General features: G+C 69.9%; 4 protein-coding genes. 3 read left to right on the forward strand and 1 reads right to left on the reverse strand.

The features are described from left to right. Nucleotides 1–211 precede the first annotated feature (211 nt). The 3 genes from AB0F03_RS23890 to AB0F03_RS23900 all read left to right on the forward strand — a co-directional run bounded on the left by AB0F03_RS23890 (nt 212) and on the right by AB0F03_RS23900 (nt 12760). Nucleotides 212–5485 (forward strand): DEAD/DEAH box helicase, encoded by a 5274-nt coding sequence (locus tag AB0F03_RS23890; RefSeq protein ID WP_361995346.1) that lies wholly within the window; start codon nt 212–214, stop codon nt 5483–5485. A gap of 178 nt (nt 5486–5663) precedes the next feature. Next, nucleotides 5664–8624: a helicase-related protein gene (locus tag AB0F03_RS23895; RefSeq protein ID WP_361995348.1), complete on the forward strand. Its 2961-nt coding sequence runs from the start codon at nt 5664–5666 to the stop codon at nt 8622–8624. After that, a complete protein-coding gene (locus AB0F03_RS23900) occupies nt 8621–12760 on the forward strand; it encodes a DNA methyltransferase (protein WP_361995350.1) in 4140 nt (1379 codons plus the stop codon). The genes AB0F03_RS23895 and AB0F03_RS23900 overlap by 4 nt, the downstream gene beginning before the upstream one ends. A gap of 80 nt (nt 12761–12840) precedes the next feature. Here AB0F03_RS23900 and AB0F03_RS23905 read toward each other — a convergent pair whose 3' ends face one another. Beyond that, a complete protein-coding gene (locus AB0F03_RS23905; protein WP_361995352.1) occupies nt 12841–13515 on the reverse strand; it encodes a hypothetical protein in 675 nt (224 codons plus the stop codon). Nucleotides 13516–13530: the final 15 nt, after the last annotated feature.

The raw sequence follows: 13530 nt of genomic DNA on the forward strand, positions 1-13530 counted from the left end.
GTATCCCGATGAGCCCGTCCCCGGGCGTCCCGGGAAGAGTCTGGCATGAGCATGGGCCGTTAGGGCTCCCCTGGTGGACTATGTGTGCGTTGACTAAGTTCACATGTCCGTGATGTTATATGAGTCGTGCGATCCAGGGGAGTAGCGCACGGCGAAGGTCGCGGGTAGCTAGCGTGGCGTGCGGACCGCGTCGGGAACGAGTGAGGATTACGTGGACGTCTTCGAAGTACACCGGCGGCTCATCCGGGACTACAAGGAGTACACCTCCGGATCGGTGGTGATCGACGACCCGCGCATCGAGGAGAAGGTGTCGAAGTCGCTGGCCGACGGCGACCAGTGGCCCGACCCCTACCTCTCGCTCAACCCGAGTTTCGAGTCCGGCGGTTGCGTCGACGACCTCGCGGTCGAGGGAGGACTACTGCACCCGGAGTGTGCCCGCATCTTCCGTACGGGCAAAGCCAAGCGGGGCGCCACCGTGCGGCCCGTCACCTTCCACCGCCACCAGCGCGACGCGATCGAGGCGGCGGCTTCGCGCTCCAGCTTCGTCCTGACCACGGGCACCGGTTCGGGCAAGAGTCTCGGCTACATCGTTCCCATCGTCGACCGGGTGCTGCGGGAAAAGGAAGAGGGTGCCGCCCCTGGCATCAAGGCGATCATCGTCTATCCCATGAACGCTTTGGCCAACAGTCAGATGGGCGAGCTGGAGAAGTTCCTCACCGCCGGCTACGGCAAGAAGAATGAGCCGGTCTCCTACGCCCGTTACACCGGCCAGGAGAGCAAGGAGGAGAAGGCCGCCGTCCTCAATGACCGGCCGGACATCCTGCTCACCAACTACGTGATGCTGGAGCTGATGCTGACCCGTCCCGAGGAGCGCAAGCAGCTCATCGGCAACGCCAAGGGGCTCCGCTTCCTCGTCCTCGACGAGCTGCACACCTACCGGGGGCGTCAGGGCGCCGACGTCGCGATGCTGGTACGCCGGGTTCGTGAGGCCTGCGAGTCGCCCGCCCTGCAGTGCGTGGGCACCTCCGCCACCATGGCCACGGGCGGCACCCCCTCCGTCCGCCGCCGCGAGGTCGCCCGGGTCGCCTCGACCCTTTTCGACACCGAGATCGACCCCAAGCGAGTCGTCGGCGAAACCCTGGTCCGAGCAACCGGAGCGGATGTTCCGACGCCAGCCGAACTCGCCGCTTGCGTGCGGGAGAACAACCCGTCCAAGGAGTACGAGCAGCTCGCCGCCGACCCACTGGCCCGCTGGATCGAGACGACCTTCGGCCTCGTCCGCACCAAGGACGAGGACGGCAGTACGCCGCTGGTGCGCGCCGAACCTGTCACCGTGGAGAAGGCGGCCGCACTCCTGCGCGCCGAAGCCTTCGACGTCGCGGTGGAACATCCCGAGGACGAACTGTTCGCCGAGTGCGCGGAGGCCATCCGGACCACCCTCCAGGCGGGTTCGCAGACCCGACCGCCGGACGGCGACCGTCCGCTGTTCGCCTTCAGGCTGCACCAGTTCCTCTCCAAGGGCGGCTCCGCCCATGTGTCCTTGGAGCCGGAGGGGGAGCGCCACATCACCCGCACCTACCAGCAACGCGTCCCCGGCGCCCCCGACAAGCTGCTGCTTCCGCTGTCCTTCTGCCGGGAATGCGGCCAGGAGTACCTGACGGTGGCCCGTGAGCAGCGTGACGACGGCTCGGTCCACTTCCGCACCCGAGAGGACGAGGACGACGAGCAGGGATATCTCTACGTCTCCTCCGTCAGCCCCTGGCCCGAGCACCTCGGGGAGGCCATCGAGCAGCGCCGTTTCCCCGACAGCTGGCTCACCTTCGACGAGAAGAAGGGCGCCCCGGTCCTCACTCCGAGCCGCAAGAAGCGGGCTCCGCAGCCGGTGTGGGTGCGTCCCGACGGCAGCTCGGCGGGCAAGGACCGCGACGGACTGTACGCCGCCTACCTCCCGGCGCCCTTCCTCTTCTGCCTGGAGTGCGGCGTGGGCTACGAGAGTGTCAGGGAGCGGGACTTCGCCAAACTGATGACGCTGGACCAGGAGGGACGGTCGACGGCCACCTCCGTCGTCAGTGCCTCGATCGTGCGCCACCTCAAGAGCGTGCCGGAAGAGGATCTCGGTCCGGACGCGCGCAAGTTGCTCACCTTCGTCGACAACCGGCAGGACGCCAGCCTTCAGGCGGGGCACTTCAACGACTTCGTCATGGTCACCCAGCTGCGCGGAGCCCTCTACCGCGCCATGGTCGAAGCGGGTGAAAACGGACTGCGCTGGAAGCGGCTCGGCGAGGAGGTCGTGGCGGCCATGGGCCTGTCGCGTCATGAGTACGCCGCCAACCCCACCGAGGTGGAGCCGCTGGCCGAAGTCACCCTGGAGGCGCTCGCCGCCGTCGCCGAGTACCGGCTCTTCACGGACCTGGAGCGCGGCTGGCGCGTCACCATGCCCAACCTGGAACAGACCGGGTTGCTCGGCCTGGAGTACGCGGGCCTGGCCGAGATCGCCGGTGACGAGGAGCGGTGGAAGGAATCCGCGGATCCGCTGCGGACCGCGACTCCCGACGTACGGGCGAACCTCGCGAAGGTCCTGATGGACGAGTTGCGCCGGCAGCGGGCCGTGGACACCCCGTACTTCACCGAGGCGAAATTCGCCGAGCTGCGTAAGGAGTCCGCCAAGCTCAACGACGCCTGGGCGGTCGCCGACACCGAGGCCGCGCCGCTGCCCGCCGCGCTCGCCGTCCCCCGCCCCGGGCGCCCCGGCCGCACCGGACGGGGGCGAAGCGAACTGAACCTCACCGGACGTGGCGCCTTCGGCCGCCACGTCCGCAAGCCCACCACCTTTCCCGCATGGAACCAGGGACTGTCCCTCGACGAAGCGCAGGACGTCATCCGTGACCTGCTCACGGTGCTGGCCGCCGGCGGAGTGCTGACCGAGATCACCCAGGGCCGGGGGGAGGACCCGGGCTACCGGATCAACCACACGGTGATCCGCTGGCACGCCGTCGACGGCGACCACGGGGCGGTCGACCGGCTGCGCCGCACCTACCGCGACGACAGCGGTCCCCGTGTCAACGCCTTCTTCAAGGGCCTCTACCGCGACATCGCGGGCACCTTCGCTGGACTGCACGCGGCCGAGCACACCGCGCAGGTCCACCCCGAGATCCGTGAGGAGCGCGAGAAGCTCTTCAGCAAGGGCACTGCCCTCCCGCTGCTCTACTGCTCGCCGACGATGGAGCTCGGCGTGGACATCGCCAGCCTCAACGCCGTCAACCTGCGTAACGTGCCGCCGACCCCGGCCAACTACGCCCAGCGTTCGGGACGCGCGGGCCGCAGCGGGCAACCCGCCCTGGTGACCACGTACTGCGCGACCGGCAACAGCCACGACCAGTACTACTTCTCCCGGCCCGAACAGATGGTCGCCGGGGCCGTCGCCCCTCCGCGCCTGGACCTGGGCAACGAGGACCTCCTGGCCTCCCACGTCCACGCGATCTGGCTGGCCGAGACGAGACTTGAACTCTCCCGCACCATGACCAAGCTTCTCGACTCCGACGGCAAGTCGCCCTCCCTCGAACTCTTCCCCGAGGTGGCCGAGAAGATCGACGACCCGGCCGCGCAGCGCCGCGCGCTGGCTCGCGCCCATACGGTCCTGGCCGGGTGCGTCGACGTCCTGCGCGACACCTCCTGGTGGCACGAGGAGTGGCTGGAGCAGACGGTCCGGTCGGCTCCGGGCAATTTCCGCCTCGCATGCGGGCGTTGGAAGAACCTGTTCTGGCGGGCCCTGGAGGAACGGGAGATCCAGCACGACAACATCCTCAACCGCACCGCCACCGGCCGCTCCAAGGAACAGGCCAAGCGCCGCCGGGCGCAGGCCGAGGGACAGCTCAAGCTGCTTGCCAACGAGCAGGGCGGCGAACGTTCGGTGATGTCCGACTTCTACCCGTACCGCTACTTCGCCTCCGAGGGCTTCCTGCCCGGCTACTCCTTCCCCAGGCTGCCGCTGGCCGCGTACATTCCCGGCACCGGACGCACCAGCCGCGGCGGATACGACGGCGACTACCTCCAGCGTTCCCGGTTCATCGCTATCCGCGAGTTCGGTCCGGGTGCGCTGATCTACCACGAGGGCAGCCGTTTCAAGGTGGACCGCGTGCAGCTGCCGCCGGACACCGCCGGTGAGCTGACCACCGAAAGCGCCAAGGTGTGCGGGCGCTGCGCGTACCTGTCCCCCGAGGAGCTGCGCGAGGACACCTGCCCGGTCTGTGACAGCCCTCTCGACGATGTGCGGACCGGTCTGCTGCACCTGCACACGGTCTTCACGCGCCGTCGTGACCGGATCTCCTCCGACGAGGAGGAGCGCCAGCGCACCGGCTACAAGGTGGAGATCTCCTACCGCTTCAAGAAGCACGAGGATGGCCGGGACGGATCGCTGCGGGCCGCCGCACGAGCCGCGTCGGGCACGGAGCTCGCGGAACTCGCATACGGCGACAGCGCCACCGTCCGGCTCACTAACCTGGGCTACCGCCGCGCCGTCGCCAGAGGCGACATCGGCTTCTGGATGGACCCGACGACCGGGGAGTGGCTGGCCGGCTCCACCTCGAAGCGGGGCGGCCGGGAGACCCCCGAGGAGCAGGAGGGCCTCGCGGACGCCGACACGGCGCACCGCAAGGTTCCCGTGATCCCGTACGTGCAGGACACCCGGAACATCCTCGTCCTGAAGCTGGCGGAGCCCGTCGACCGGGACACCGCGCTCACCCTCCAGTACGCCCTGGAGCGGGGCATCGAGGCGGAGTTCCAGCTGGAGGACGCCGAACTCGACACCGAGGAGCTGCCGCCCTTCGACGGCCCGCGCGAGCGCCTGCTGTTCATCGAGAGCGCCGAGGGCGGCGCCGGGGTGCTGCGCCGCCTCCAGGCCGAGCCGAAAGCCCTGGCACAGGCGGCCCGCAAGGCACTGGAGATCATCCACTACGACCAGGTGGGACGCGACCGGGGAGCGGAGAAGCGCAACGGCGACCCGTGCGAGAAGGGCTGCTACGACTGCCTGCTCTCCTTCGGCAACCAGCGCCACCACCGCTCCATCGACCGCAAGCTCGTGGCGGAACTGCTCCAGACCTTCGCGGGCGGGACGGTCGAAGGAAGCCATCCGGGCCGCACCCGGGACGAGCACGCCGAAGTCCTCAAAGGGGGCGCGGACTCCAGGCTGGAGGAGCGCTTCGTGGACTACCTGAAGTCGCACGGTCACCGGCTGCCCGACCACCAGCAGGTCAAGGTGTCCACGGCCCTGTCCAAGCCGGACTTCGTCTACGACACCGGGTTCGGCCCCGTCGCGGTCTTCGTGGACGGCCCGCACCACGACCACGTCGAGATCACACTCCGTGACGAGGAGGCGGTCGAGCGGCTGAAGGACGTCGGCTGGGACGTGATCCGCATCCGGTACGACGACGACTGGTCGCAGAAGGTCGCCGAGTACCCTCAGGTGTTCGGCGAGGCACGCCGCTGACCTGGGACCGGGCAGGGCTATGACGTCTGTACGGACCGGTGGTGTGCCCCGCCGCCGGCCGTACGGAACCTCGGCCGTCGCCCAGTCGCCCCGCTTTGCCCGCCGGAGCTTCCGCGGCCACGCGCCGCCTCGCTCCCGTCCACCTCCCCGAACACGACATCCGCCCCGGAAGGCCCGTATGACCACCGCCGTCCAGCCGTACGCCGTCGGCTCTCTCGTCCACGCCCGGGGCCGCGAATGGGTCGTGCTGCCCGATTCCACCCCCGCCCTCCTCGTGCTGCGCCCCCTGGGCGGATCGGACGTCGACATCGCGGGAGTGCTGCCCGGCCTGGAGACCGTGGTCCCGGCCACGTTCGCTCCGCCCAAGCCGTCGGACCTCGGCGACCAGCACACCGCGGGCATGCTGCGCACCGCCCTGCGGATCGGGTTCCGGGCCGGCGCCGGGCCCTTCCGCTCGCTCGCGTCGATCGCCGTCGACCCGCGCCCGTACCAGCTGGTGCCGCTGCTCATGGCACTGCGCCAGGACACGGTCCGGCTCCTCATCGCCGACGATGTGGGCATCGGCAAGACGGTGGAGGCCGGGCTGATCGCCGCCGAGCTGCTCGCCCAGGGCGACGCTCGCGGCCTGGTGGTGCTCTGCTCGCCCGCGCTCGCCGAGCAGTGGCGGGCCGAACTGCACGGCAAGTTCGGCATGGACGCCCGCCTCGTGCTGCCCTCCACCATCGGCCGCCTGGAGCGCGAGACGCCGTACGGGCAGTCGGTCTTCCGCCCGGACGGCACCTACGTGGTGTCCACCGACTTCATCAAGTCGCCCCGCCACCGCGAGGACTTCGTGCGCAACTGCCCCGACCTGGTGATCGTCGACGAGGCCCACACCTGTGTCGCCGACTCCCCGACCGGGCCCAAAGCCCGCACCACGCAGCAGCGGTACGGGCTGCTGCGGGCGCTCGCCGACGACAGCACCCGCCACCTGCTCCTGGTCACCGCCACTCCGCACAGCGGCAAGGAGGAGCCCTTCCGCCGCCTGCTCGGGCTGCTCGACCCACGCCTCGCCACGGTCAGCTTCGACACCGAAGCGGGCCGCCGGACGCTCGCCGAGCACTTCGTGCAGCGCCGCCGCGCCGACATCCGGGAGGACTTTCAGGACGGTGCGCACTTCCCGTCTACCCGGCAGTCCGCCGAGGTCTCCTACGACCTGCACCGCGACTACCGCAGGCTCCTCGCCGAGGTCCTGGCGTACGCCCGGGAGACCGTGCGGGCCGCCGACGGAGCGCTTCAGCAGCGCCAGCGCTGGTGGTCGACGCTGGCTCTCCTGCGGACCCTGTCCTCCTCCCCGGCCGCCGCGGTGCGCTCCCTGCACACCCGGGCCGGCGTCCAGGAGGCGGACACCCCGGACGAGGCGGACCGTACGGGCGGACAGACCGTCTCCGACCCGGCCGACAGCGACACCGCGCACTCCGCCGACGAGGAGCCCGGCACCCTTCTGCCCTCCGCCGAGAGTGACGACCCCCTGGGTGAGGAGGAGCGGGCCCGGCTGGTGGCGATGGCCGAAGCCGCGAGGAAACTCGCGGGCCCGGTTCGCGACATCAAGCTGAAAAAGCTGGTCGCCATGGTCACCGAACTCCTCGACTCCGGCTACCGGCCGATCGTCTTCTGCCGCTACATCGCGACGGCCGACTACGTGGCCGACCACCTGAAGAAGGTGCTGAACAAGCGGGACACCGAGCACCCGGTCGCCGTCGCCTCCGTCACCGGCAAACTCTCGCCCGACCAGCGCCTGACCCGGGTCGCCGAGCTGACCGGCCCCGACGAGAACGGCAACCCCGCGCCCGAGCGCCGGGTCCTGGTGGCCACCGACTGCCTCTCCGAGGGCGTCAACCTCCAGGAGTCCTTCGACGCCGTCATCCACTACGACCTGGCCTGGAACCCGACCCGTCACGAGCAGCGCGAGGGCCGGGTGGACCGCTTCGGGCAGCGCACCGACACGGTGAAGGCACTTACTCTGTACGGCGCGGACAACCCCGTCGACGACATCGTCCTGAAGGTGCTGATCCGCAAGCACGAGCGGATCCGCCGGGCCACCGGCATCTCCGTGCCCGTGCCGCAGCAGGCGGAGAGCGCCATGCAGGCGGTCTTCGAGGAGCTGATCCTGCGCGGCGAGAACCCGGGGTTCGAGCAGGAGGGGCTGTTCGGGCAGGAGCAGGTGCAGGACGTGGAACAGCTGGAGATCGCCTGGGAGTCCTCCGCCGACCAGGAGAAGGCCTCCCGCTCCCGCTACGCCCAGCACGCGATCAAGAAGGAGGAGGTGGCCGCCGAGGTCGCCGAGATCCGCTCCGCGCTCGGCACCGGCGACGAGGTACTGGACTTCACCCGCCGGGCGCTCAAGGCCCTGCGCGGGATTCCCGCCGATCGCAGGCAGGGCGGTTTCACCACGCACATCGAGGCCCTCCCGCAAGGGCTGCGGGACGCCGTCTCCGCGGCGCTCGGCCCGCGCCATCCCCGCCCCGTCGTCTTCCACGACGCGCCGAGCGCCCCGCGCGGCGAGGCGGCCCTGACCCGTACCGACCCGGTGGTGACCGCCGTCGCCCGCTTCGTCCTGGACACGGCCCTGGACGACAAGTTCCACGAGAAGTCCCTCGCCTGGCAGCGACCGGCCCGCCGCTGCGGAGTGGTCCGCACGACGGCCGTGTCACGTCCCACGACCCTGCTGCTCGTACGGCACCGCTTCCAGCTGAACCTGCCCGCCCGTGACGGATCGGTACGCCACCAGCTCGCCGAGGACGCCCGGGTGGTCGCCTTCCAGGGCCGGCCGGAAGCGCCGCAGTGGCTCGGGGAGCAGGAGGCGCTCGCACTCCTGGAGGCACGGGCCTCCGGGAACTCCGACCCCGACTTCGCCACCGAGCACATCACGAAGATCCTCGCCGCCCTCGACCCGGCCTCCGACGACTCCCTGATGGCCGAGCTGCGCACCCGCTCCGCCGCCGCCGCGAAGGACCTGGAGGCCTCCCACCGGCGCGTGCGCACCGCCTCCCGCGCCCGCCTCCAGGGCCTCAAGGTCCTCCCGCAGGGAGACCCGGACGTCCTCGGCGTCTTTCTCTACCGCCCGGCCGCCACGATCCAGCTGGGAGCGGACGCATGAGCCTCGCCAGGACCCAGGTCACCGACACCGTCGCCACCGTAGGCGGTCTCCTCCCCTACGACCTGCTCGTACGGATCAAGGAGGGCAAGGAGCAATCGGGTTCCGAGCCCTCCGACTACCGCCTCTTCGCGAAAGGCGAGTCCGTACGGGACGCCGCCGAGCGCTCCTGGAGCTACCTGCGCGGCGTCTGGGCCGCCTACCAGGACGCCCTCGCAGGGGACGGCGCGGACGACGACCCCGACGTGCCCGCGGTGGGCCTCACCACCGAACGCTGGCTGCTGCCCCTGTTCGAGCAGCTCGGCTTCGGCGCGCTCGCCGCCGTACCCGGACCGGGCCTTCCCGCGCACGACGGGGCGAAGGACTTCCCCGTCAGCCACCGGTGGGCACACGTCCCGGTGCACCTCACCGGCTGGAACGTGCCGCTGGACGTCCGCACTTCTGGTGTCGCCGCGCAGGCGCCGCAGTCGATGGTGCAGGAGTACCTCAACCGCTCCGGCGACAGGACGCTCTGGGGTGTCCTGTCCAACGGCCGCCAGGTGCGCCTGCTGCGCGAGTCCGCGTCCCTGACGGGCGCGGCGTTCATTGAGTTCGACCTCCAGGCGATGTTCGAGGGCAACCGCTCAGACGACTTCGTCCTGCTGTGGCGGCTCGTGCACCGCACCCGCTTCGAGGGCGATCCGCCCGCGTCCTGCCCGCTGGAGAAGTGGCGTACTGAGGCCATCGACTCCGGCACCCGCGCGCTCAAGGAGCTCCGCAAGGGCGTCGAGACGGCGCTCACCGTCATCGGCACCGGCCTCATCGCTCACCCCGACAACGCGACCCTAAAGGTGTCCCTGCGTACCCGCACGACAACGGTCCGCGACCTCCACCCCGGCCTGCTGCGGCTCGTCTACCGGCTCCTCTTCCTCTTCGTCACCGAGGACCGCGGCCTGCTCCTGGACCCGGACGCGTCCGACGACGCCCGTGCCACGTACGAGAAGTACTTCTCCACCGCGCGGCTGCGCCGCCTCTCCCGCCGCCCCGGCACCCCGCACGGAGACCAGTGGGAGGCCCTGACCCTGGTCATCAAGGGACTCGGCGAGCCCGGCGGACGTCCCGAGCTCGGCCTGCCCGCCCTCGGCGGCCTCTTCGAACCCACCGACGCCGACGGGCGGTTGGAGGGGCTGAGCCTGACCAACGAGTCCCTGTACGAGGCGGTGAAGGCCCTCGCCGTCATCTACGACGCGAAGCTCGGCCGCCCCCGCAAGGTCGACTACCGGCACCTCGGCGCGGACGAGCTCGGCTCGGTCTACGAGTCGCTACTCGAACTGGAACCCCGCCTCGACGACGCCGACGCCTATGTCCTCGCCAAGCTGGAGGGCAACGACCGCAAAACCTCCGGCTCGTATTACACCCCGTCCCCGCTGATCGACTGCCTCCTCGACTCCGCCCTGGACCCGGTCATCGCCCAGGCGGCACGCTCCGGCAGTACGAAGGAGGAGCGCGAGGCGGCGCTGCTTGCCCTCACCGTCTGCGACCCTGCCTGCGGCAGCGGCCACTTCCTGGTCGCCGGTGCCCGTAGGATCGCCCGTCGGCTCGCCGAAATCCGCACCGACGACCCCGAACCGGGCGCGGAGGACGTACGGCACGCCCTGCGCGATGTCATCTCCCGCTGTGTCTACGGCGTCGACCTCAACCCGATGGCCGTCGAGCTCGCCAAGGTCTCGCTGTGGATCGAGGCCATGGAACCGGGCAAGCCGCTCACCTTCCTCGACGCGCATATCAAGCACGGCAACGGCCTGCTCGGTACGACGCCAAGGCTCCTCGCCGGCGGACTGCCCGACGAGGCGTTCAAGGCCCTGGAGGGCGACGAGGCGAAGTGGGTACGGGCGCTGAAGGCCCGTAACGCGGACGAGCGGGGGCGGTGGCTGGCCGCCCTGAAGCACAGCGCCAGCCAGGACGCACTCTTCTCCAAGGAGCACGTCCTCGCCGTCTCCAACGAGGGGGCGGGAGAGGCCATCTCGAAGATCACCGGCGCACGCTCGGAGCAGCTGGAGGACGTACGGGGTCAGGCCCGCGACTACCACGAACTCACCACGTCCAAGGACTACTTGCGGGCCCTGGAGCTGGCCGACGCGTGGTGCGCGGCATTCGTCTGGGAGAAGGCGGAGAAGGCCGCCCCGCCCGCTCTCACCACCGACTCGCTGCTGTCCCTGCACGCGGCCGATGGGGGAGCAAATCTGCCGCCGGGCACGGTGGAGAAGGTGGCGCGGCTGCGTGAGGCGTACCGCTTCTTCCACTGGCACCTGGAGTTCCCGGAGGTGTTCCGGGTGCCGGCGGACCCGGCCGCGCCGGGTGTGGACGAGCGGACAGGGTGGAAGGGTGGGTTCAGCTGCGTCCTTGGCAACCCACCGTGGGAGCGGGTCAAGCTCCAGGAGCAGGAGTTCTTCGCCATCCGCGACGAGACCATCGCGAATGCCGCCAACAAGGCGGCCCGCGAGCGCCTTATCGACGCCCTCGCCGGGAGCGAGGAGGAGGCGGACCGAGCGCTGCACGCCGAGTTCATCGCGGCCCGCCGTGTCTCCGAGGGCGTCAGCCACCTGTTGCGTGGTTCGGGGCGCTTTCCGCTGGCCGGGCGCGGTGACGTCAACACGTACGCCGTGTTCGCCGAGGCCGCGTCACTGGGCATCGCCGCTCACGGCCGGTTCGGCCTCGTCCTGCCGACCGGCATCGCCACTGATGCGACGACCGCGCCATTCTTCTCCGACCTGGTCCGTACCGCCCGGCTCGCCTCGTTCCTCGACTTCGAGAACGAGGCGTTCATCCTCAGTCGGGACGTGGACCACCGGGTCCGCTTCGCCCTGCTCACGGTCACCGGCCGGGACGAGGCTGTGGACAAGGCGTCCTTCGCCTTCGGCACCCGGCACATGGAGGACCTCGACAGCCGCCGGTTCGCCATGCCGCCGGAGGAGATCCTGCTGGTCAACCCCAACACGGGCACCCTGCCGGTGTTCCACACCCGCCGCGACGCGGAGATCACCCTCGGCATCTACCGGCGGGTCCCGGTCCTGATTAAGGAGGCGGACGACCAGGGGAAGGGAGCTACCAACCCATGGGGGCTGACCTTCATGACCATGTTTCATATGTCCAACGACTCTCACCTGTTCCGGGGCAAGACGGAGCTGGAGACCGAGGGGTGGAAGCTCACCGGGAACGTCTTCACCCACTCCTCGGACGGTCGGCGCTACCTTCCGCTGTACGAGGCGAAGATGCTCCACCACTACGACCACCGCCTAGGCACGTACGAGGGACAGACGCAGGCGCAGGCCAATGTGGGGACGCTGCCGAGGGTGACGCCGGAACAGCACGACGATCCCGACTACGCTCCGTTGCCGCGTTACTGGGTGCCGGAGTTCGACGTTGATTCCGGGAAACGGGACAAGAAGGGCAACCGGATTATGTGGCCGGGGGTGGCGACGCGGCTGGCGGAGCGGGAATGGTGGAACGGGTGGTTGATGGGGTGGCGAGATGTGGCCCGCTCCACCGATACCCGGACCATGATCGGTACCGCGCTGCCCGCGTACGGTGTGGGCCACAAGTTCCCGTTGATGTTCGTCGCCACGAAGGCAGCCGCACTGAGCGGAGTTGTTGCCTCGTACGCTTTCGACTACGTCGCTCGGCAGAAGGTTGCTGGGACGTCAATGACGTACGGGTACGTCATGCAATTCCCGGCTCCGGCCCCCGATACTGACGCGCCCTTCGCTGTGGCCGAGGGGACAGATCTGGCCGAATGGATCACGCTGCGTGTACTGGAACTTTCCTACACCTCCAGAGACATGGCCGCTTTCGCAAAGGACTTCGGGGACGAAGGGGAACCCTTCCGCTGGAATAACGGGCGTAGGGAGCTGCTGTGGGCCGAGCTGGACGCCGCGCTCTTCCACGCGTACGGGCTTGGCCGCGAGGACGTGGACTATGTGATGGAGACGTTCTCCACGGTGAAGAAGCGCGACGAGAGGCTTCTCGGCACGTACCGCACCAAGAACCTTATTCTCGACGCCTACGACCGTATGGAAGAGGCCCGTGTGACCGGCGGCGCGTACCGGACGCTGCTGGACCCGCCGCCGGGCAAAGGGCCGCGCCACCCCGCGTGCGCGTGAGGCTCGGGCGGGGCGGTCAGCGCGACCGGACCCGCCCAAGGTAGACAGTCCGAGCCACCCTCACCCTGTGACCGGTGGCGTCAGTGCTCGTCCAGGCACGCAGACCACAGGGCGTACGCGCGGTCGGCCTCGTCCAGGGCGGCCCGGGTGTAGCGGGGGTCGGCGAACGAGCGGTCCGCGGCCCGTTCGACCACGTCGAGGAGGTGTGCCGCGGTTTTCTCAAGGCGCTCGCGGTGGACGCGCTCCTGGGCGCTGTTCAACCGGTGGCGGCCCCAGAAGTCGGCAAGGCTGTCGCCGGACGCCTCCCCTTCGTCGTACAGCGTCGGAATGCGGGGGAGCAGGTCGGCTGTCAGGGCAGGCACGGAGTCGAGAGCTTTGTGCTCGTCCGGCTGGTCGCCGTGGAGGATGCGGAGGGCGACCGCCCGGTCCGCCTCGGAGCGCTCGACGCGCTGCGCCTCGGCGCGCAGTGCACCGAGCACCGCCGGGATCTCTTCGCGGGCCTCCCGCTTCAGGGCGTCCCCCAGCAGGCTCGCCAGGTCGTCGCCGGCCTCCGATGCCTGGTCCAGGACGGTATTGGCCCGGCTGATCTCGTCGAACCCGCGCCGAGCGGTGCGCACAGCCTCGGTCCGGACGTAGATCTCGTCTGCCGTCGGTGTGGCCCCTGCGCGCAGACGGGCGATCGCGAGGTCCAGCGGGTCGCCGTCGTCGCCCCACCCGTCGCCCGGGTCGATCGTGCCGTGGTGGATCGGAGTCATGCCGGGATTCCCCTG

Source organism: Streptomyces sp. NPDC028722 (assembly GCF_040637655.1).
In the GTDB taxonomy this organism is placed as follows: domain Bacteria; phylum Actinomycetota; class Actinomycetes; order Streptomycetales; family Streptomycetaceae; genus Streptomyces.